This window comes from Blastococcus deserti, assembly GCF_042682525.1.
GTDB lineage: Bacteria > Actinomycetota > Actinomycetes > Mycobacteriales > Geodermatophilaceae > Blastococcus_B > Blastococcus_B deserti.
On record NZ_JBHUHP010000030.1, the window covers coordinates 175,173 to 195,544 of the forward strand.

The following is a 20,372-nucleotide window of genomic DNA, read 5'->3' on the forward strand; positions in this document are numbered from 1 at the left end:
CCGGCGGGCGGGGGCCGGTCGAACCGGGGACGGTCGAACGGCTCGTGGCGCGGCTGAGGCTGCGTGTCCGCCGGCCGACGGCGGAACCGGCGGGTCGTCCGGGCGTCCGGGTCGAAGGAGGCCATGCGGCGGTTGCTCCCGTGATCGGCGTCGGAACGGGCAAGGGTACGGCGACTTCCTGTGAGCCCCCTGAGGATCAGGCGTCGAGCCAGGCCTCCACCCGGTCCAGCTCGGCGTGGGTCAGCCCCCTGACGAGGTCCGGGGCCACCACCAGCACCTGCCCGTTGGCGGCCAGCCACTCGCTGGTGTCCTCGGCCTGCACGGCGAGGTCGTCGTCGATCCACACGATGCGCCGGCCGGGTTCGGCCTCGGCGACCGCCCGGGCGGCGGCCAGCTTCCACCACCCCGACACACCCCGCCACTCCCCGCCGAAGCCGGTGGGCAGCATGCCTTCCCGGCGGTGGGTCCGCAGGCCCCGGGGGAGTCCCATCGGCTCGGCCAGCAGCTGGTCGGCCCGCTCCGTCCACGTCGTCAGCCACTGCAGCTCCACCCGGCCCGACTCGTGCCACTCGCGCAGCCGGGCGGTCACCGTCGGGTCCCACGACAGCACGTAGCCGTTGAAGGTCCCGCGCCGCCAGCCCTCCGGCAGCTCGCGGCAGACGGCGTTGAGCACGCCGTCGACGTCCAGCAGCAGGACCGGTGGGGGAGTGGCCACGACGTCGTCCTACCCGCCGGCACCGGTTCCTCGCTCCGGCCGACGCAATCGCAGTCGCTCAACCGGTCGGCAGCAGCGTCACGACCAGCTCGTACACGGTCGCATCGGGAGGCGCCTCGGTGAACCCGAGCTCCGCGCACCGGGCGGCGGCACGGCGTGCCGCCTCGCCGACGACGTCCGTCCCGTCGACCAGCAGCACGCACGCCTCGTCCACCTCCTCGGCCGCGTCCCGCCCCTCGGCCGTCGCCGACTTCGCGGCCGTGGCACCGGCGTCCACCACCGCGAGGTGCAGGCCGTAGACGTCGGGGTGGGTCAGCACCGTGGGAGCGAGGTCGTCCTCGACCCAGCGGTGCAACTGCGCCGGGTCGGCCGCGGGCAGCTGGAGCATGGCCAGGCGGCGTCCCGTCGTCGCCCCGTGGGAGAACAGGACCGAAAGCACCGCGCGGTGCGGACGGCGGAAGGTCCGCACCACCTCGCGGGTCAGCGGGGTGGGGTCGTCCAGTCGAGCGAGGTACTCCGGGGACGAGAAGACCGCCGTGTCGCGGGCGTCGTAGAGGGTGAGGTGCTGCTGCCCCGGCCCATCGATCCGCACGTAACGCCGACCGCGCAGGAACCCCGGCACGGCCACCCGCTCCGGCAGGTGCTCGTGCACGTACCAGACGGCGAACCGGGCGGTGTCCTCCGGAGCGACGTCCACCGCGTAGAGCATCAGTGCCTGCCCCAGCAGACCCGGTCGCCGTCCCGAGGTCCAGGCGCTGGGGCCTGCTTCGCTCACGATGGCCACTCTCCTCGGCAGGGGGCGCCGCGCGGTCAGTCGGCGGCGGACCGCACGTACGAGGTCAGGTCCGCCTCGACGACGCGGTTGCGCAGCTCGCCGAGTCCTGTCGCGGCCACGACCACCTCGTCCCCAGCGGTCAGGAAGGCCGGTGGCTTGCGCGCGTACCCAACACCCGACGGTGTGCCGGTGAGGACGACGTCGCCGGAGCGCAGTGTCATGCCGGCCGACAGCTCGCTCAGGATCCGCGGGATCGGGAAGGCCATCTGGCCGAGGGTCGCGCTCTGGCGGAGCTCGCCGTTGACGGTGCAGGTGATCTTCACCTGCGACAGGTCGCCCACCTCGTCGAGCGTGACGATCTCCGGCCCGAGCGGACAGGTGCCGTCGATGCTCTTGCCCTTCGACCACTGGTTGCCGTGCCGGCGCTGGATGTCCCGCACGGTCACGTCGTTCGCCAGGGTGAGCCCGAGCACGTGCTCCCACGCGCGGTCCTCGGGGACGTTGCGCCCGCCACGGCCGATCACCACCGCGATCTCGGCCTCGTAGTCGAGCTGCGGCGACAGGCGGGGGTCGATCGGGATGTCCTCGCCCGGACCGACCACCGTGGCCGGTGCGCGGAAGAAGAAGGTCGGGTGCGCCGGCATCTCCTCCACCTTGTGGCCACCCGCCGCGTGGCCCTCCGCGAAGTGGTCGAGGTAGTTCCAGCCCACGCAGTACACACACCCGCTCGGCCGGACCGGAGCGAGGAGTTCGACCGACCCGGCGGGCACGCCCCCGCCGTCGCCCTCCGCCAGTCGCCGCAGTGCAGCGACGTCGCCGAGGGGGAGGTCGGTCAGCGAGGTCCCGGCCGCACCGAGCGGCACGACCTCGCCGTCCCGCCGCACGCCCACGCGGCTGCCGGTTCCGTCGGAGTACGTCACGAGGCGCATTGCCAGCTCCTGTCGATCGAAGTGTGGCCCTTGCCACACCGACAATCAGATCATATATTTCGGGACATGGCGCTGCGATCCTCGGAGATCTATCAAGAGCTGCGCCGGCGGATCCTCGCCGGCGAGCTGGCACCCGGGCACCGGCTTGTCGTACGTCGGCTCTCGGAGGAGTTCGGCTGCAGCGACATCCCGGTGCGCGAGGCCCTGCGCAGCCTCGAGGGCGACGACCTCATCGAGATCGCCCCGTACCGCGGCGCCCAGGTGCGCATCTACCGGCCCGACGAGGTGCGCGAGGCCTACCTGATCCGCGCCAACCTCGAGGGTGCCGCCACCGGCGCGGCGGCCGACTTCGTCGACGACGAGACGCTGGCCCAGCTCGAGCAGCTGATCGAGCAGATGGACGACGTGCTGAGCACCGAGGACGTCACCGGCTTCAGCGCGCTCAACCGCGAGTTCCACGAGCTGGTCTTCTCCGCCTGCCCGTACCGGCGGCTGCAGGACCTGATCTCCAACGTCTGGGACGGCCACGTCGGCATGGTCACCGTCATGCGGCTGCACCCCGAGCGGCTGCACCGCTCCAACGAGGAGCACCGCGCCATCCTGGCCGCCCTCCGCGCCCGTGACGGCGAGCTCGCCTCGCGCCTGGCCTGCCAGCACAAGCTCCGCGTCGGCGACGACCTGGTCGCAGCGCTCATGGAAGACGACGAACGCGCCGCCCGGACGGCGACGACCGACGCGGTGGCCCTGCCGTGACGCAGCCCTTGACCCTGCCCGACGGCAAGACCACCGTCGTCCTGCTCAACATCGCCTACGAGGCGTGGTCCGAGGGGGCCGCTCCCGGCCTCGGCCCGATGGGCAACCCGCTGCCGGCCGGCGTCTTCGACACCAACGCCGCCTCGTTCGGTGAGTACGGCTGGCGGGTCGGCATCTGGCGACTGCTGGAGAGCCTCGACCGGCAGGGCGTGCAGGCCACGTTGTTCACCAGCGGCCGGATCGCCGAGCTGAACCCGGAGTCGCTGAAGGCCGCCCAGGGCGCCGGGCACGAGATCGCCCCGCACTCCTACGCGCAGAACATCATCCCGGCGCTGCTCAGCGCCGAGGAGGAGAAGGCCAACCTCGACAAGACGCTCGATCGTCTCGGTGACGTCGTCGGGCGGGATGCGCTGCACGGCTGGCTCAGCCCGCGCTGCACGCCGAGCGAGAACACCGGGAGGTTGCTCGCCGAGTCCGGCCTCCAGTGGTTCTCCGACGTCTTCGACCGCGACCAGCCCTACCTGCGCGACGACACCGGCGACCTGGTCTGGCTGCCGTTCACCATGGACGTCAACGACCTGCCGGTGTACATGAAGCACGGGCAGCAGCCGCGGCGCCTCCTCGAGACATTCGCCGACACCCTCGCCTGGACCGAGCGCCACGAGCAGGGCGTCGCGCACCTCGACGTCACGGTCCACGCGCATGTCTTCGGCCGTCCCTACGGCGCCTGGGTCTTCGACGAGATCTGCGCCGAGGTGGCTCGTCGTCCCGAGATCTGGGCCCCCACCCGCCGCGAGTACGCGGAGTGGTTCCGCACCAATGGGAAGCAGACCCGCTGAGCGGTTCCGCAGCAGGTAGCAGCGGCCCCGCACCCGCGGCCGGCCGTCCACCGCGTGCGACGACGGCGTCCACGCTGCAAGGAGGTAAGCGCGTGAGCACTTCCACGGAGTTGCAGGGTCAGGCGCCGTCCGGCCGCCTGGCCCGGTACGGCTACTACTTCAAAGAGTCCGGTCCGGCCTGGCTCGCCGGCGGGCTGAACATCGGCGGCGCGTCGGTGACCAACGCGGTCATCCTGGCCGCCGCCACCGGCTTCGTCTTCGGTTGGGTGATCATCCCGGCCGTCATCGCGATCTGGGCCGCCGGCTACGCCTGCGTCAAGATCTCGGTCGTCTCGGGCCGGAATCCCATCGCGGTGATGCGGGACGAGGTCCACCCCGTGATCGCCTGGGCCAACGGTGTGGCGATCCTGCTGGTCAACCTGGTCTTCCACACCGTCCAGGTCGTGCTCGGCGCCGCCGCGCTGCAGCTGCTCTTCCCGGCGCTGGGTGTCCGCGCGTGGGGCGTGGCGTTCGTCATCGTCGTGGCGCTCATGGCGCTGCTGCCCGGCCGCAGCCGCGTGATCGAGAAGCTGCTGCAGTTCTTCCTCTACATCCTCGCCGCCACCTACCTGGTGGCCCTGTTCGTCGTCCCGATCGACTGGGGCGGCGTCGGCGAGATGTTCACCTTCACCCTCCCGTCCGACGCGACCTCCGTGCTGCTTTTCACCGCCGTGCTGGGGTCCGCGCTGGCCATCAACGTCCCGACCATCCAGGGCTACGGGAGCATCGCCCGCGGGTGGGGTGTCGAGCGGCTGCCGCTCATCCGGTTCGAGACCGGGTTAATCAACGTCATGCTGACCTTCGTCTCCTTCGCGGTGATCATCGTGGTCGGCTCGACGCTGTACGCGCAGGGCATCCCGGCGACGAGCGCGGTCGCGGCAGCGGAGTCCCTCCGGCCGGTGACCGGTGACCTCAGCGCCGTGCTGTTCGCGGTGGGACTGCTCGGCGCCGTCCTGACCACGGCCGTCGTGCAGACCAGCGTGGCCGGCTACGTCGTCAGCGACCTCGTGCGCTGGCCGGTCCGGATGACCGAGACGCGCTTCAAGCTCGTCCAGGCCGTCGTCCTGGCGGTCGGCATCTCGATCCCGTTCTTCGGGTGGGATCCCTTCGTCTGGGTCTCCTGGGGCGCGGCCTTCAACAGCACCTTCATGCCGATCGGCATCGCCACCTGGTGGTACCTGGCGAACAAGAAGTCGCTGATGGGCGAGCACAAGGCCGGCCCGCTGCTGAACGCCGGCCTGGCGTTCAGCCTGCTGGTGGCCATCGCCGCCGCCGTCCGCTTCTGGTACGTCACGCTCTGAGAGGAGCAGACCCGTGCTCGTTCCCCGGGGGTGCACGTACACCCGACCCGCGCAGGTGGCCGACGCCGTGGCCGTCCTCGTCGACGACGAGGACGCCCGGCCGGTCGCCGGCGGGATCGCCCTGACCCTGCTGCTCCGCTCCGGTTTCGCCCCGCCCGGCCCCCTCGTCGACCTGGGCGGGCTCCGGGAGGAGCTGGGCGGGATCCAGCGGACGGCGGACGGCGGACTGCGCCTCGGTGCCCTGGCCACGCTGCGCGACCTGGAGACCTCCGCGCTCGTGGCGGAGCAGGCCCCGGTGCTGGTGTCGGCCCTGGGTCGGGTGGCCAGCGTCCGCATCCGCAACACCGCCACCATCGGCGGGCACCTCGCCCACGCCGACCCGCACCAGGACCTGCCGCCGGTCCTGCTGGCGCTCGACGCGCAGATCGAGGGCACCGGACCGGACGGCGACTTCGTGCGGCCGCTCGACGACGTGCTCAGCGGCTACTACGAGACCACGCTCCGCGCCGGTGAGCTCATCACCGCGGTACGCATCCCTCCCCGAGCGCCCGGGGTGGTCGGGGGCTACACGAAGACCACCGCGCGCACTGTGGAGGACTGGCCGGCGGCGGGGGTCGCCGTGTCGATCAGCACGCAGGACGGCGTCGTCCGGACGGCGGCCGTGGCGGTCGGGGCGGTCACCGACCGCGCCGAGCGACGTACGGACGCCGAAAGCATGCTGGTGGGCGCGCGGCCCACCGCGGAGCATCTCGCCCACTGCGCCGAGGCCGCCGCCGACGGGCTGGACTACGCGTCCGACCAGTTCGGCAGCGCCGACTACAAGCAGACCGTCGTGCGCGTGAGCACCCGGCGGCTGCTGGAGAGGGCACTGAACCCGTCATGAAGACCCACGTGGGACAGTCCGCGACGCGGATCGAGGGACGCGCCAAGACCACCGGGCGCGTGTCGTACGTCCACAACATGAGCGTGCCCGGGATGCTCGAGGCACGGGTGGTGCGCAGTCTCGTCGCGCACGCGACCATCACCGGCATCGACGTCGAGGCGGCCCGGGCGGTGCCCGGCGTCCACGCCGTGATCACCGGCGAGGACATCCGGAAGGTCCTGCCGCACCCGTACTTCGGCCCGGCGTTCCACGATCAGCCGGTGCTGGCGCTGGACAAGGTGCGGTTCATCGGCGAGCCGGTGGTCGCCGTCCTGGCCCGCGACGCGCGCACGGCGGAGGAGGCGGCGGCCCTCGTCGACGTGAGCTACGAGGAGCTGCCCGCGGTCTTCGACGCCGTGGAAGCGTGCGCGCCGGATGCGCCCCTCGTGCACGACGAGCTGCGCCCGGGCGGCACGTTCGCCGACCTCAAGCACCTGTCCGGCCGGCGCGCCACCAACGTGGCGCTGGAGTACCGGCTGCGCCGAGGGGACGTCGACGCGGCGTTCGCCGCGCTCCCGCACGTCTTCACCCACACCTTCACCACGCCGGCGATCGCGCACGCCCCGCTGGAGCCGGTCGTGGCGATCGGCCGGGTGGCCGACGACGGCGGCCTCATCATCGACTCCGCGACGCAGAACCCCTCGATCGTGCGGCTCGAGGTCGCCCGGCTCTTCGAGCTGCCGGAGGCCATGGTGCAGATCCGCACGACGTTCCTCGGGGGCGGCTTCGGGGCCAAGCTCTACCCCAAGCTCGAGCCGCTGGTCGCTGCCTGCGCGGTGATCACCGGCCGGCCGGTGCGGCTGGCCCTGTCCATGGAAGAGACCTTCCTGACGATCACCCGGCACGCCAGCACGATCAGAGTGACCAGCGGCGTGGACGCCGACGGCGTCATCCGCGCCCGCAAGGTGGAGGCGTGGTGGAACGGCGGCGCGTACGCCGACATCGGTCCGCGGGTGACGCAGAAGTCGGGCCTCACCGCAGCCGGTCCGTACGACATCGACAACGTGTGGATCGACTCCCGAGCCGTCTACACGAACCTCCCGCCGGCCGGCGCGATGCGTGGGTTCGGCGTGCCGCAGGTGGCCTGGGCGTACGAACGGCACACCGACCTCATGGCGCGCGAGCTCGGCATGGACCCCGTGGACTTCCGCCGCCGCAACCTGCTGCGGCGCGGAGGGGTGCACCACACCGGCACGGTGCTCCAGGACACCGCGAACGAGGAGGTGCTCGAGGAGCTGGCCCGCGCGATGGAGTGGGACCGCCCCCTCGACCCCGGTAGCGGGCCCGTCCGCCGGGGTCGCGGCGTCGGCATCGCCATGAAGGCCGTGGTGACGCCGTCGACGTCCGGCGCCGTGGTGCGTCTCAACGCCGACGGCAGCGCGTCGGTCATGTGCCCGACCGTGGACGTCGGCCAAGGGTCTGCGACGGTGATGGCGCAGCTGACCGCCGAAGCCCTCGGGCTGCCCGACGGGCGGGTGCGGGTCAGCCACGCCGACACCGACACCACGCCCTACGACACCGGGACCCTCGGGTCGCGGTCGACCTTCCACGTCGGCAACGCGGTCGTCGCCGCGGCAAGGGCCGTGCGCGCCCGCCTGCTCGAGGCGGCGGCGCAGATGCTCGACGTCCCGGTCGACGACCTCGACATCCATGCGGGCGAGGTGCTGGTCCGCGGCGGAGGACCGCGGGTGTCCTTCCGCGACGTGATGGTGTCCCGGCTCGGCATCCAGGCAGGCCACATCACCGAGGCCAGCGAGTTCACGCCGGACTACGACCCGCCGAACCTGGACACCGGTCAGAGCGAGCGAGCGGCGGCGTTCTGGATGTCGGGCGCCGCCGGTGCCGACGTCGAGGTGGACACGGAGACCGGACGGGTCACGGTGAACCGGCTCGTCATCGTCGGTGACGCCGGGCGCGCGCTGAACCCCGAACTCGTGCGGACCCAGCTCACCGGCGGTGCCGTGATGCAGTTCGGCATGACCATGTCGGAGGAGCTGCGCTACGACGAGGGGCAGTCGACCTCGCCGGGACTCGGCTTCTACAAGGTGCCGGGCATCCTCGACGTCCCTCCCATGGAGGCCGTCATCGTCGAGGTGCCGCAGCGCGACGGCCCGTACGGCGCGAAGGGCGTGGGCGAGACCGGCACCTTCGCGGTGTCACCGGCCATCGCCAACGCCATCCAGGACGCCACCGGCGCCGATCTCACCGCCCTTCCCCTGACCGCCGAGCGGGTCCTGTCCGCGATCCGCGCCGCCGGAGGTTCCTCATGACCAGTGCCGAACAGCGCCTGTCCCTGACCGTCAACGGCACGGAGCAGGAGTTCCGCGTCGACCCGGGGGAGACCCTGCTCGAGGTCCTCCGCGAGCGGCTGGCCCTGAACGGCGCCCGGGAGAGCTGCGGGCAGGGGGTGTGCGGGACCTGCACCGTGCTCGTCGACGGGCGGGCCGTGGCGACGTGCGTCCGGCTCGCGGTGCTCAGCGACGGCGCGACCGTCGAGACCGTGGAAGGGCTCGAGGACGGCGGTCTGCACCCGTTGCAGGAGGCGTTCGTCCAGCACTTCGCGTTCCAGTGCGGCTTCTGCACCCCGGGCATGATCATGACCGCCAAGGAGCTGCTCGACCGCAACCCGCAGCCCAGCCGCGAAGAGATCCGAGAGCAGCTCGCCGGCAACATCTGCCGGTGCGGGGCCTACGGCGAGATCGTGGACGCGGTGGAAGCGGCGGCCCAGCGGCTCCGTCAGGGGTAGGGCTCCCGGCCGGCGGCCGTCCGCGTCCGCGGTGGGTCGGCCGGTCTGGACCGGCCGCGGCGCATGTTGGGGACGGGGGCTCCCACGGCGTTCGTCCGCACCCGGTAGAGCGAGGTGGAGGCGGTCAGGAAGAGGGTCGACCAGCCGGGCCCGCCCCAGTTGAGGTTCGCGACCACCTCCGGGACCTCCAGCGTGCCCAGATGCTTCCCGGAAGGATCGAGCACCCACACCCCGCCCGGCCCGGTCACGTAGAGGTTGCCCTCCGAGTCGGCCTTCATCCCGTCGGCGACACCGTCGTCCCCGCCGCCGAGGCCCTCGGCCAGCACGGGACCGTCGCCGCTCGGCCCCTCCGTCCGACGCGGAAGGCGCGCACGTGGAAGCGGGCGGTGTCGTCCACGTAGAGCACCGACTCGTCCGGCGACATGCAGAGGCCGTTGGGCTGGTCGAAGTCGGCGGCCACCAGCTCCAGCCGGTGGGTGCCCGCGGGGATGCGGTACACGCACTGGAAGTCCAGCTCCTGCTCCCGGGCGACGCCGAACCCCTCCGTCCGGCCGAAGGTGGGGTCGGTGAAGTAGACGTCGCCGGTCAGCGTCACGATGACGTCGTTGGGGCTGTTGAGCTCCCGGCCCTCCCAGTGCGACGCCAGGACGGTGGTCGACCCGTCCGGCTCCTCGCGGACCAGCCGGCTCGTCGAGTGCTCGCACACCAGCAGGCCGCCGCGGGCGTCGTAGGCCATCCCGTTGCCCTTGTTGCTGGGGCGCCGGACCTCGCGGACGCCGTCGTCCTCGCTCCACCGCCGCCGGACGTCGCCGGGCATGTCGCTGAAGTAGAGGGCGTCCTCCACCGGGTTCCAGACCGGCCCTTCGGTGAAGTCGAAACCGGAGCCGATCCGCTCCAGGAGGGGGCTGTCGCCGAACAGCTCGGCGAAGCTGCGGCCGGCGGGTCGCTGGGTGGTCATCGTGCTCCTGGTCCGAAGGGTGAAGGCAGCCGGGCGTCGGCGCGTCCTTCGATACCAGGACGGCCCCGCGCACCGGCGTCCGGGTGCGCGACGACCCGACGGCACGACGCCCCCCGCTCTCGGGACCGCACCGCGGCGCGATACTCCACCGGTGGAAGCGCGGCTCTCCACCCGGCGGCCGGCGCCACGGCGGCTGGTCGGACGCCGCGTGGCGCTGCTCGCGCTCGAGCGCGCCGTGGAGGACGCCGTCGCGGGGCACGGCGGACTGGTCATGCTCACCGGCGACCCCGGGATCGGCAAGACCGCGCTCGCCACCGTGGCCGCCGACCAGGCTGCGCACCGGGCCGCGCGCGTCGCCTGGGGCACCTGCTGGGACGGCGAGGGCGCGCCCGGGTTCTGGCCCTGGATCCAGGTCCTCCGCGACCTCGGCTCCGGAGCCCGGCTCCTGGAGGACGGCCCCGTCGAGCACACCGACGGGACCCCCGTCCGGGACGAGCAGGCCGAGCGGTTCCGCCTCTTCGACGCGGTCGCCCAGCACCTCGACGTGGCCGCCCGGGACCGGCCGCTGATGGTCGTCCTCGACGACCTCCACTGGGCGGATGCCTCCTCCGTCAGGCTGCTCGCCTTCCTCGCCCGCCGGCTGCGCGCCCTCCCGGTCCTCGTGGTCGGCACCTACCGCGACCTCGACGTCGCCGCGCCCGGTCACCCGCTGCACCAGCTCCTCCCGCCGCTCGCCGAGCAGGCCCGCCTCCTGCCGTTGACCGGACTGGAACCGGCCGACGTGTCCGCGCTGGCGCGCACCCTGCTGGGCACCGACGTCCCCGACGACCTCGTCGCCGACCTCCACCGCCGCAGCGGCGGCAACCCCTTCCTCGTCGAGCAGCTGACCTCCCTCCTGGAGTCGGGCAGCGCCTCGGACCTGCCTCCGGTGCTGGGTGACGTCGTCGCGCGCCGGCTGGACCGGCTGCCCGCCCCGACCCGTCGACTGCTCGACGCCGCCGCCGTCGTCGGGACCGAGTTCGACGTCGACGTCGCCGCCACGGCCGCGGGGCTGCGCGCCGAGCCCGCCCTCGACGTCGTGCACGAGGCCGAGCGCGCCCGCGTCGTCACCGCGGCAGCACCCGGACGCGCGCGCTTCGGTCACGACCTGTTCCGCGAGGTCCTCTACGCCCGGCTGCCGGCACGACAGCGGTGCGCGCTGCACCTCGCCGTCGCCGAGGAGCTGGAGCGGCAGCGGGCCGCAGGCCGGCCCGTGCCGCCCCAGGAGCCCGCCCACCACCGCGCCGCTGCGCTGCCGCTGGGCGACCCGGAGCGCGCCGTCGCCGCCCTGCTCGAGGCCGGCCGCGACGCCACCGGCCGCCGCGCCTTCGACGAGGCGGTGAACTACCACCGGCGGGCGACCGACCTCCACCCGTCCCCGCCGCCGGCGCAGCTCGTCGAGTACGCGCACGCCCTCCGGCGCGCCGGGCGGCCCGACGCCGCCTACGACCGGTTCCTCGCGGCGGCCGAGCGGGCCAGGGACGAGGGGGACGCCGGGGTGCTGGCGGCCGCCGCGCTCGGCGCGCACCGCGTGGCCACCGCCACCGACGTCGTGCACGCCGACGTCGTCGCCCTCCTCGAGGAGGCCCTCGCCCACGACGACGTCCCGGTCGACCGGTGCCTCCTGCTGGCCGCCCTCGCCCGCGAGCTGGCCGACGGCCCCGCCCGGGACGAGCCCCGCGCCGACGCGCTCGCGCGGGAGGCGATCCGGGCGGCGCAGCACCTGGGGGACACGAGCGTCCTGGCGCACGCCCTGTGGGCACAGCTCGACGTCCGGTGGCGGCCGGGCACCGCCCGCGAGCGCCTGCCGCTCACCGACGAGCTCGAGGAGGTCGCGCGGCGGGCAGACGAGCAGGAGCTCGTGCTCGAGGCCTGGTTCACCCGGATGGTCGCGCTGCTGGAGCTGGCCGACCCGGCCTGGTCGGGCGCGCTGGACGAGTTCGTCCGGCTGGCCGACGAGCTGCGGGTGCCGCACTTCCGGTACCTGGCGCTGTCCCGGCGCGCCTCGCGTGCCTGCCTCACCGGTCCCGTGGAGCGGGCCGACGCACTGATCGGCGAGGCGATCGAGTACGGCGAGCACGTCGGTGAACCGGACGCCTGGGGCGTCGGGTCCAGCCAGTGGGTCGGGCTGGGCCTGCTGCGGGGGGACTGGTCCCGCCTGATGGGGATCGCCGAGGAGCGGGGCCGCCCCCTGGCGCCGCCCGGGTTCGCTTTCGTCCTGCGCGCCTTCCTGCACCTCGAGCGCGGGGAGACCGCCGCGGCCGCCGCGCTCGTCGCCGGACTCGGGCGGCCGGACGAGCTCGGCTACCGATGGCGCCGGACGGCGTCGTTCGCGCTGCTGGCCGAGCTCGCCGCTGCGCTGGGTGACCAGGAGTCGAGCGCCCGGTGGTACGACGAGCTCCTCCCGGAAGGGGACACGGTCGGAGTGCTCGGCGGCGCCGTCTTCACCACCGGGCCGGTGGCGCTCCAGCTCGGGCTGCTCGCCGCCACCCTGGGCCGCACGGACGAGGCGATCGCGCACCTCGAGAGGGCCACCGAGCTCGCCGACCGGATCGCCGCCCGGCTCCACGCCGTCCGCTGCCGGGTCGAGCTGGCGGCCGTCCTCGCGCACGGCACGGGGATCCAGCGGGACAGGGCGCGGCCGCTGCTCGGGGTCGCCGCCGAGGAGGCGGACCGGCTCGGCCTGGACCGGCTGGGCGAGCGGGCCCGGCAGCTGCTCACCGGCCTCGACCGCCCACCGGAGAACGTCTTCCGCCGCGACGGCGACGTCTGGGACCTGACCTACGCCGGCCGCACGGTCCGGCTGCGCGACGCCAAGGGGCTGCAGGACCTCGCCCGGCTGCTCGCCGCCCCGGGCCGCGAGATCCCCGCCGCCGACCTCCTGGGTGCGCCGCACCTGGCCACCGTCGGCGCCGACCCGGTGCTGGACGACCGCGCCCGGACGGCCTACAGGCAGCGCATCGCCGAGCTCGACGCCCGGCTCGCCGAGGCCGACGCCGCCGGGGACGCCCGACGAGGCGCGCGCCTCACCGAGGAGCGCGCCGCCGTCGTCCACGAGCTGGTGGCGGCCAGCGGCCTCGGCGGCCGGCGCCGCCGCCTCGGCGATGCGGGGGAGCGGGCGCGCAGCACCGTCACGGCCCGCATCCGGGACGCCCTCCGGCACATCGAGCAGGCGCATCCGGAACTGGGCGGGCACCTCCGCACGTCGGTCGCCACCGGCACCCGCTGTTCCTACCGCCCGACCGAGGCCGTCCACTGGCGGCTGTGAGGCCGGTTCCTCCCAGGTCGTGAGGTCCGGTCTTCCGCCCTCCCGGTATCCGCACCGACCGAGAGGAGCCAGGCATGAGCATCGACCAGAGCAGGCTGGAGCAGGCGGTCGGCACCGTGTTCAGCGACATCGGCGTGTCGTTGGGCGGACCGCTCGTCGTGCTCGGCGACCGGCTCGGGCTGTGGGCGGCCATGGCCGGCGCCGGGCCGGTCACCCCCCGGGACGTGGCCGCCCGCACCGGGACCGCCGAGCGCTACGTCCGGGAGTGGCTGTGCGCCATGGCCGTGGCCCGCTACGTCGAGTACGACGCCGCCTCCGGAGCCTTCACGCTGACCGACGAGATGGCGCAGGTCCTCGCGACCCACGACGGGCCGACGTCGCTGATCGGTGTCTTCCCCGGACTGATCGCGCTGTGGCACGACGTCGACCTGGTGGAGAGGCTGTTCCGCACCGGCGGCGGGGTCGGCTGGGGTGACCACCACCCGGCGCTGAACGACGCGCAGGAGAACTTCACCCGGCCGATGTACCGCGCCGCGTTCGAGAGCTGGATCGAGGCACTGGACGGCGTGGCCGACCGGTTGCGCCGGGGGGCCCGTGTGGCCGACGTCGGCGCCGGCCGCGGCGTCTCGACGATCGTGCTGGCCGAGGCGTACCCGGCGTCGGCGTTCGTCGGCTTCGACATCGACGCGCCGTCGGTCACCGCGGCCCGCAAGGCCGCCGCGGAGACCGGTCTCACCGAGCGGGTGAGCTTCGAGGTCGCCGACGCCACGGCGTTCCCGGGGGCGGGCTACGACCTCATCAGCTTCACCGACTGCCTGCACGACCTGGGCGACCCGGTCGCGGCCGCTGCGCACGCCCGCTCCGCCCTGGCGCCCGACGGCACCGTGCTCGTCGTCGAGCCGCTGGCCGCGGACCGGCTCGAGGACGACTTCGCCAACCCCTACGCCCGCATCGGCTACGCGATCTCGACGCTGGTCTGCACGCCGTCGTCCCTGGCGCAGCCGGGGGCCCGCGCGCTGGGGACCATGGCCGGTGAGGCGCGGGTGCGCCGGGTGCTCACCGATGCCGGCTACGGCCGGGTGCGGCGGGTGGGAACCGACGCGGCGCCGCTCAACATCCTGCTCGAGGCCCGGCCGTGACCGCCCTGGCCGCGGACCTGGCGACCCTGGACGCCACCGCACAGGCCGACCTCGTCCGGCGGGGGGAGGTGACGGCCGAGGAGGTGACCGGGGCCGCGATCGAGCGGATCGAGCGGCTGGACCCCGCGCTGAACGCCGTCGTCACGCCGCTGTTCGACTCCGCTCTGGAGGAGGGCCGCCGCCTGGGCGGCGGGCCTCCCGCTCCCGTGCCGTTCCCCGGCGTGCCGTACCTGGTCAAGGACCTGTTCGTCGAGATCGCCGGCGTGCGGACGACGAACGGCTCGCGGTTCCTGCGCGACTCCGTCGGCCGCGTCGACGCCGAGCTGGTGACCCGGCTGCGGTGCGCCGGCCTGACCGTCGTCGGCCGGTCCAACACCTGCGAGTTCGGCCTGCTGCCGGCCTGCGAGCCGGTGCTGCACCGGCCGACGCGCAACCCGTGGGACCTCACGCGGTCGACCAGCGGGTCCAGCGGCGGGTCGGCCGCCGCGGTCGCTGCCGGCCTGGTGCCCATGGCGCACGCCAACGACCTCGGCGGGTCCATCCGCTTCCCCGCCTCGGCCTGCGGGGTGTTCGGGCTCAAGCCGACCCGTGGCCGCAACCCCCTCGGACCCACCTGCGGCGACGCGGTGAGCGGCTTCATGGCCGAGCACGCGGTCACCCGGTCGGTCCGGGACAGCGCCGCCCTCCTCGACGCGACGAGCGGCCCGGCGCTCGGCGATCCGTACCCGGCGCCGACGCCGACACGGCCGTTCGTGTCGGAGGTGGCCGCCGATCCGGGGCGCCTGCGGATCGCCTTCACCTCGCGGACGCCGACCGGCCACCCCGGCCATCCCGACTGCGTGGCTGCGGTCGAGGACGCGGCCGGACTGCTCAGCGACCTCGGGCACGAGCTGGTCGAGGCCCAGCTGCCCGGGCTGACGCCTGAGGTCGGCCGGGCGATCGCGACCGGCTACTACGCCGCGGTGGCATGGTTCCTCCGGCTCGCGGCCGGTGCGACCGGGCGGGAACCCGGGGACGGCGAACTCGAGCCGGGCACCCGCGCCTTCCTGGAGCGGGGCCGGGAGGTGTCCGCCGCGGACTACCTGCTCGCCGTCCAGGAGTTGCAGGCCTTCGCGCGCACGGTCGCCGGTTTCCTGACCGGTTTCGACGCGTGGCTGACGCCCACGCTGTCGACGCCACCGGTACCGCTCGGCGAGATCGTCTCGACGCCGGACGACCCGCTGCGTGCCCTCCGCCGCGGGGGGCCGACGGTCGAGTACCCCGCCGTGGTCGCCAACGTGACCGGCAACCCGGCGATGTCGGTGCCGCTCTGGTGGAACGGGGACGGCCTGCCCGTCGGCGTGCACGTCCTCGGCCGGTTCGGCGACGAGGCCACCCTCTTCCGGTTGGCCGGCCAGCTCGAGCGGGCACGGCCGTGGGCCGATAACCGTCCCCCGGTGAGCGCGACCGCCGCCCCCTCCCCGGAGCTCGCCCTGGCGGCGCCGTGACGGTGGGTCCGATCGCCGGGCGACGGCCGACCGAGGCGCCGGCGACCCGGCGGCAGCGGTCGGGTCAGGGCAGCCCGGCGTGCGGGACCGCGACCTCCTTCGACACCAGCACTGCGTCCCGTGCCGGCGCGCGCGTGTGCTCGTAGAAGTCCGGTGCGCAGCAGAGCAGCAGGGTCCGGCCGTCGTCCCCGCCCAGGGCGCAGGCGTAGACACCCATCCCGCCGGGCGCGGCGATCTCGTCGACGATCGCGCCGCCGGGTGCGACGCGGAGGACCCGCGACCCGAACCCGTCGGCGACCCAGACGTGCCCCTCGGCGTCCAGCGTGCAGCCGTCCGGGGCGACGACGATCTGGCCCAGCAGTTCCTCGATCGAGCCGCCCACCGGCTCGGGGCCGCATTCCGCCCACACCCGCCGGTTGCCCAGCGAGCCGTCCGCGGCGATGTCGAAGGCGGTGAAGCGGTTGCCCCACGTCTCGCCGACGATCAGCGTGCCGCCGTCCGCAGTGATCACCGAGCCGTTCGGGAAGCGCAGGTCCTCGGCCACCACGGTGACCGTGCCGTCGGGATCCACCCGCTTCAGCGAGGCCGACCGCGGGGCGCCGCCGCCCATGAGGTCGAAGCCGAAGTCGCCGACGAACGCCCGGCCGGACGAGTCGACCACCATGTCGTTGAGCAGACCGCCGCAGACGGCGGAGAGGTCGGCGTGCGTCGACACCTGGCCATCGGCGAGGCGCAGCAGACGGTGGTCCTTCATCGAGACGACGAGCAGCGAGCCGTCCGGCAGCCAGCCCAGCCCCGAGGGCTGGTTCTCGACCTCGAGGACGACGGTCTCCGGGGCGCCGGGGACCACCCGGCTCACCGTGTGCCGATAGAAGTCCGAGACCCACCAGGCGCCGTCGTGCCACCGCGGGCCCTCGAAGTACGAACCGCCTTCCAGCACCGTCCGGAACTGCCGATCTGCCATGGCTCCGGAGGCTACGGGGTGCGCTGCGCCAGGATGAGATCGGGCGTGTGCATAGGCGTTTGACCTGGGGATTCGTACTGCGGCAGGGGCTCTCGGGCGGTAGTATTCGTACATCTGTTCGAGTGGTTGAGGAGGTGGCGGTGAGCGAGCTGCGGTCGGCCCTCGAGGCCCTGGCCGCCGAGGACGTCGGCAACCTGGGGCCGCGGCAGCAGCTGGAGCGGATCACCGAGCTGCTGGAGGCGCGCAACCGGCTGGATGCCCAGCTGGCCCGGTCGGTGCGCGCGGCGGAGCTGCAGCAGGCACCGGAGGACGACGGTGTGACGTCGATGCGGTCGTGGCTGCGCGGCCACGGCCGGCTCAGCCCGGGTGCGGCCGGGCAGCTGGTCCGCAACGGCAGGGCGCTGGAGCACCTGCCCGCGCTCGCCTCCGCGTTCGCCGACGGCGCGGTCACCGCCGAGCAGGTCGCCGTCATCGCCCCGGTGGCGACGGAGGACCGCCGGCGGGCGGCGCGGGCGCAGGGCGTCGACCTGGCCGAGGTCGACGCGATCCTCACCGCCGTCGCCGCCGAGCGGCCCCTGCAGCAGCTGGCCCGGGTGGTGCACCACTACCTGGCCTGCCTGGACCCCGACGGCCCCGAACCGGACCCCACCGAGGAACGGTCGCTGACCCTGGCGACGTTCGCCGACGGCACGGTCGTCCTGCGCGGACAGCTGGACGCGGTGGGTGGAGAGAAGCTGCAAGCGGCCCTGGAGGCGATCACCCAGGCCGACCGGCCCCGGGGCGATCGGCGCACCCGCGCCCAGCAGCTGGCCGACGCACTGGTGCAGCTGGCCGACAACGCCCTGGCCGCCGGCGACCTGCCGCTGCTGCGCACGGTCAAGCCGCACGTGATCGTGCGCATCGACCTGGCCGACCTGGTCGACCCCGCCACCGGCCCGGGCGCCGCCGAGACCGGGTTCGGCGCCGGCATCTCCGCGGCCCGGGCCCGCTGGCTGGCCTGCGACGGGAACATCAGCCGAGTGGTGTTCGGCCCCGAGGGCACCCCGCTGGACCTGGGCCGCACCCACCGCGTCGTCCCGCCCCACCTCCGGCGGGCGACGGAACTGCGCGACCGAGGCTGCGTGTTCGCCGGCTGCGCCGCCCCGACCCACTGGTGCGACGTCCACCACCTGCAGCACTGGATCGACGGCGGCGACACCTCGCTGGAGAACTCGGCGCTGCTGTGCGAACGCCACCACACCAAGGTCCACCACGGCTTCCGCGTCCAGCGAGATCCCGGCGGACGATGGCGAACCTTCCGCCCCGACCACAGCGAGATCGTCATCGGCACGCCCCTCCTGGTCTGATCCACGAGGCGGCGCCCAGGCCGTCGAGCTGGGCTGGTTCTGACGCGTCCGCCGCCCCGTTCCCGCCCGATCGGCTGAGAGCGGGCACCCCTGCGGTTGGCCGACCGTTCGTCGGGGCACGGAGGAAGTCAGTCGGACTACGAGGAGGCGAAACATGGCAGGCATGATCCGGAAGCTCATCGCGTCGGGTGTCGCGGCGAAGGTGCTGCAGGAGGCCCGCAAGCCGCACAACCAGGCCAAGATCAAGAAGATGATCGCGGACTTCCAGAACAAGAACAAGGGTGGCACCGGCCGCACCCGCGGCTACTGACCCCCACGGCACACCGGCCCTCGCCCGCCCCCCGCGGGCGGGGGCCGTCGTCTGTCGCGCGCCGGCCGCACGTGCGCTAGACCGAACCCGTGCACCGCATCGCCGTCCTCGACGACTACCAATCCGTGGCCCACACCTTCACCGACTGGTCGCAGCTGCCCGAACCCGCCGAGGTCGTCGAGTTCCACGACTCCGTCGCCGACCCCGACGCCCTCGTCGCCCGCCTGCGCACCTTCGACGTCGTCATCGCCATGCGCGAGCGCACCAGGTTCGGCCGGGACGTCCTCGAGCGGCTGCCCGACCTGAAGCTGCTCGTCACCACCGGCATGCGGAACAAGTCCATCGACGTCGAGGCCGCCACCGAGCGGGGCATCACCGTGTGCGGCACCGCGTCCCACCCCACGGCCACGCCCGAGCTCAGCTGGGGCCTGATCCTCGCCACCCTCCGCCACATCCCGCAGGAGGACGCCTCCGTGCGCGCCGGCGGCTGGCAGCAGACCATCGGCGGCGACCTCGCCGGCCACACCCTCGGCGTGATCGGCCTCGGCCGGATCGGCAGCCAGGTCGCCCGGGTCGGCCAGGCCTTCGGCATGGACGTCATCGCCTGGAGCCAGAACCTCACCGACGAGCGCGCCGCCGAGCACGGCGCCCGCCGCGTCGAGAAGGACGAGCTGTTCGCCACAGCCGACGTCGTCACCGTGCACCTGCTCTGGTCCAAGCGCACCCGCGGCCTCATCACCGCCGACGACTTCGCGCTGATGAAGCACACCGCCGTATTCGTCAACACCAGCCGCGGCCCGATCGTCGACGAGAAGGCGCTCATCGACGTCCTCCGCACCGACCGGATCGCCGGCGCCGGCATCGACGTCTACGACCAGGAGCCGCTGCCGCGCGACCACCCGCTGCGGGAGCTGCGCCGCGCCGTCCTCACCCCGCACCTGGGCTACGTCACCCGCGGCACCTACGAGGTCTTCTACCGGGAGGCGGTCGAGGACGTCGCCGCCTTCCTCGCCGGTGCACCGATCCGGGTCCTCACGTGAGCCACGTCTTCGTCAGCCGGCAGCTCACCCACCCGCGACGGCGGCGGTGACGCGCGGGAGCCGGCACCGGGGGAGTCCCGGTGCCGGCTCCGGTGGGGTCACTCGGAGCGGGACAACCACCCTGCGACCGCCATGCCGATCCCGAAGAGGACCGTGCCCGGGATGATCCCGTAGCCCTCCTTCGGCAGCACCGGGTAGAGCAGCGCCCCCACCGTGATGCCGCTGAACGACAGGCTCACCCACAGCGGCAGCAGCCGGTTGCGGATCGCCGCGATCGTGATCAGCGCCGGCCCGATCAGGTTGGAGAAGCCGGCGATCATCGTGAACGCGAGCGTCGCCTCCTCGACCGCGGCGAAGCCGTGGTGGTCGAACAGCGGCCGCACGAACGCCTCCATGACCGCGCCGCCGGGGATAAGCACCATGCCGAGCCAGGTGATGCCCAGCCCGGCGAGGCCGGTCCGGGAGGCCGCGAAGCGCCGGGTGAGCACGGGCATCGAGGCGGCCAGCAGCACCGCGCCGATGCCGAACACGACGTGCGCGGCGACCCAGGTCGGCGACTCGTGGGCGGTGTCGTCGTGCGTCAGCGGGTGCAGCAGGTTGCCGACGGCGAACAGCGAGCCCCCGGCGACCATGGTCAGGGCCCGGAACCGGTGGCCCGGGCGGTGGTCACGGACGGACGCCGGAGCAGTGGGAACCGGCCCGGCGGAGAGCGTGGTGGTCACTTCGTTCCCTCGTTCTGAGTCGCGCCGGTCGGGATGACCGGTCCGGCGACGACACTGGCCGCGCCCGGTTACCGGTCACT

At 73.7% G+C, this 20,372-nt stretch carries 19 protein-coding genes; 12 read left to right on the forward strand and 7 right to left on the reverse strand.

Annotated elements, in window-relative coordinates; translation table 11 throughout:
- Positions 1-196: 196 nt before the first annotated feature.
- The 3 genes from ACFSHS_RS20750 to ACFSHS_RS20760 are packed head-to-tail and all read right to left on the reverse strand — an operon-like array spanning position 197 to position 2,419.
- Complete coding sequence (locus ACFSHS_RS20750) at positions 197-715, reverse strand: HAD domain-containing protein (RefSeq protein ID WP_376880324.1); 519 nt, start codon at positions 713-715, stop codon at positions 197-199.
- A 58-nt stretch (positions 716-773) separates the two neighbouring features.
- Positions 774-1,490, reverse strand: coding sequence for a hypothetical protein (locus tag ACFSHS_RS20755; protein ID WP_376880328.1), 717 nt, complete (start codon positions 1,488-1,490; stop codon positions 774-776).
- 35 nt (positions 1,491-1,525) lie between these two features.
- The gene (locus ACFSHS_RS20760) at positions 1,526-2,419 is read right to left on the reverse strand and encodes a fumarylacetoacetate hydrolase family protein (protein ID WP_376880331.1); all 894 of its coding nucleotides are present in this window, start codon (positions 2,417-2,419) and stop codon (positions 1,526-1,528) included.
- A gap of 66 nt (positions 2,420-2,485) precedes the next feature.
- Here ACFSHS_RS20760 and ACFSHS_RS20765 point away from each other — a divergent pair, with 66 nt between their 5' ends.
- From ACFSHS_RS20765 to ACFSHS_RS20790, 6 genes are all read left to right on the forward strand, one after another.
- Positions 2,486-3,172, forward strand: coding sequence for a GntR family transcriptional regulator (locus ACFSHS_RS20765; protein ID WP_376880333.1), 687 nt, complete (start codon positions 2,486-2,488; stop codon positions 3,170-3,172).
- Positions 3,169-4,011 carry a polysaccharide deacetylase family protein gene (locus tag ACFSHS_RS20770; RefSeq protein WP_376880335.1) on the forward strand — a complete coding sequence of 281 codons (843 nt, stop codon included), beginning with the start codon at positions 3,169-3,171 and terminating at the stop codon, positions 4,009-4,011. The genes ACFSHS_RS20765 and ACFSHS_RS20770 overlap by 4 nt, the downstream gene beginning before the upstream one ends.
- Positions 4,012-4,103: 92 nt before the next feature.
- Entirely contained in the window at positions 4,104-5,351 is a 1,248-nt protein-coding gene (locus ACFSHS_RS20775) for an NRAMP family divalent metal transporter (protein ID WP_376880337.1), read from the forward strand.
- 13 nt (positions 5,352-5,364) lie between these two features.
- Entirely contained in the window at positions 5,365-6,234 is an 870-nt protein-coding gene (locus ACFSHS_RS20780; protein WP_376880340.1) for an FAD binding domain-containing protein, read from the forward strand.
- Between the two features lie 8 nt (positions 6,235-6,242).
- A complete protein-coding gene (locus tag ACFSHS_RS20785) occupies positions 6,243-8,543 on the forward strand; it encodes a xanthine dehydrogenase family protein molybdopterin-binding subunit (RefSeq protein ID WP_376880342.1) in 2,301 nt (766 codons plus the stop codon).
- Complete coding sequence (locus tag ACFSHS_RS20790; protein WP_376880344.1) at positions 8,540-9,019, forward strand: (2Fe-2S)-binding protein; 480 nt, start codon at positions 8,540-8,542, stop codon at positions 9,017-9,019. The genes ACFSHS_RS20785 and ACFSHS_RS20790 overlap by 4 nt, the downstream gene beginning before the upstream one ends.
- Here ACFSHS_RS20790 and ACFSHS_RS20795 read toward each other — a convergent pair.
- Both ACFSHS_RS20795 and ACFSHS_RS20800 read right to left on the reverse strand, forming a co-directional pair.
- Positions 9,010-9,297 carry an SMP-30/gluconolactonase/LRE family protein gene (locus ACFSHS_RS20795; RefSeq protein WP_376880346.1) on the reverse strand — a complete coding sequence of 96 codons (288 nt, stop codon included), beginning with the start codon at positions 9,295-9,297 and terminating at the stop codon, positions 9,010-9,012. The genes ACFSHS_RS20790 and ACFSHS_RS20795 overlap by 10 nt on opposite strands.
- Entirely contained in the window at positions 9,294-9,977 is a 684-nt protein-coding gene (locus ACFSHS_RS20800) for an SMP-30/gluconolactonase/LRE family protein (RefSeq protein ID WP_376880348.1), read from the reverse strand. Before ACFSHS_RS20800 ends, ACFSHS_RS20795 begins: the two co-directional genes overlap by 4 nt.
- A 151-nt stretch (positions 9,978-10,128) precedes the next feature.
- On the opposite strand from ACFSHS_RS20800, the gene ACFSHS_RS20805 reads away from it, so the two are divergent.
- The 3 genes from ACFSHS_RS20805 (at position 10,129) to ACFSHS_RS20815 (ending at position 15,910) form a co-directional block, all read left to right on the forward strand.
- Positions 10,129-13,284: an ATP-binding protein gene (locus ACFSHS_RS20805; protein WP_376880351.1), complete on the forward strand. Its 3,156-nt coding sequence runs from the start codon at positions 10,129-10,131 to the stop codon at positions 13,282-13,284.
- A 74-nt stretch (positions 13,285-13,358) separates the two neighbouring features.
- Positions 13,359-14,423 (forward strand): class I SAM-dependent methyltransferase, encoded by a 1,065-nt coding sequence (locus tag ACFSHS_RS20810; protein ID WP_376880353.1) that lies wholly within the window; start codon positions 13,359-13,361, stop codon positions 14,421-14,423.
- Positions 14,420-15,910 (forward strand): amidase, encoded by a 1,491-nt coding sequence (locus tag ACFSHS_RS20815; RefSeq protein ID WP_376880355.1) that lies wholly within the window; start codon positions 14,420-14,422, stop codon positions 15,908-15,910. The genes ACFSHS_RS20810 and ACFSHS_RS20815 overlap by 4 nt, the downstream gene beginning before the upstream one ends.
- Before the next feature lie 64 nt (positions 15,911-15,974).
- Here ACFSHS_RS20815 and ACFSHS_RS20820 read toward each other — a convergent pair whose 3' ends face one another.
- A complete protein-coding gene (locus ACFSHS_RS20820; protein ID WP_376880358.1) occupies positions 15,975-16,874 on the reverse strand; it encodes an SMP-30/gluconolactonase/LRE family protein in 900 nt (299 codons plus the stop codon).
- Positions 16,875-17,014: 140 nt separating this feature from the next.
- Here ACFSHS_RS20820 and ACFSHS_RS20825 point away from each other — a divergent pair, with 140 nt between their 5' ends.
- The 3 genes from ACFSHS_RS20825 (at position 17,015) to ACFSHS_RS20835 (ending at position 19,570) form a co-directional block, all read left to right on the forward strand.
- A complete protein-coding gene (locus ACFSHS_RS20825) occupies positions 17,015-18,220 on the forward strand; it encodes an HNH endonuclease signature motif containing protein (RefSeq protein ID WP_376880360.1) in 1,206 nt (401 codons plus the stop codon).
- A gap of 154 nt (positions 18,221-18,374) precedes the next feature.
- The gene (locus tag ACFSHS_RS20830) at positions 18,375-18,530 is read left to right on the forward strand and encodes a hypothetical protein (protein ID WP_376880363.1); all 156 of its coding nucleotides are present in this window, start codon (positions 18,375-18,377) and stop codon (positions 18,528-18,530) included.
- A gap of 89 nt (positions 18,531-18,619) precedes the next feature.
- A complete protein-coding gene (locus ACFSHS_RS20835) occupies positions 18,620-19,570 on the forward strand; it encodes a D-2-hydroxyacid dehydrogenase family protein (RefSeq protein ID WP_376880365.1) in 951 nt (316 codons plus the stop codon).
- Between the two features lie 98 nt (positions 19,571-19,668).
- On the opposite strand, the gene ACFSHS_RS20840 is transcribed toward ACFSHS_RS20835, so the two are convergent.
- Entirely contained in the window at positions 19,669-20,292 is a 624-nt protein-coding gene (locus ACFSHS_RS20840; protein ID WP_376880368.1) for a hypothetical protein, read from the reverse strand.
- Between the last annotated feature and the right edge of the window lie 80 nt (positions 20,293-20,372).

Excerpts from the sequence above, each read along its gene's own strand:
- ACFSHS_RS20760 (WP_376880331.1), bottom strand. The coding sequence starts at position 2,419 with ATGCGCCTCGTGACGTACTCCGACGGAACCGGCAGCCGCGTGGGCGTG.
- ACFSHS_RS20810 (WP_376880353.1), top strand. The coding sequence starts at position 13,359 with ATGAGCATCGACCAGAGCAGGCTGGAGCAGGCGGTCGGCACCGTGTTC.
- ACFSHS_RS20800 (WP_376880348.1), bottom strand. The coding sequence starts at position 9,977 with ATGACCACCCAGCGACCCGCCGGCCGCAGCTTCGCCGAGCTGTTCGGC.
- ACFSHS_RS20790 (WP_376880344.1), top strand. The coding sequence starts at position 8,540 with ATGACCAGTGCCGAACAGCGCCTGTCCCTGACCGTCAACGGCACGGAG.
- ACFSHS_RS20820 (WP_376880358.1), bottom strand. The coding sequence starts at position 16,874 with ATGGCAGATCGGCAGTTCCGGACGGTGCTGGAAGGCGGTTCGTACTTC.
- ACFSHS_RS20830 (WP_376880363.1), top strand. The coding sequence starts at position 18,375 with ATGGCAGGCATGATCCGGAAGCTCATCGCGTCGGGTGTCGCGGCGAAG.
- ACFSHS_RS20795 (WP_376880346.1), bottom strand. The coding sequence starts at position 9,297 with ATGAAGGCCGACTCGGAGGGCAACCTCTACGTGACCGGGCCGGGCGGG.
- ACFSHS_RS20765 (WP_376880333.1), top strand. The coding sequence starts at position 2,486 with ATGGCGCTGCGATCCTCGGAGATCTATCAAGAGCTGCGCCGGCGGATC.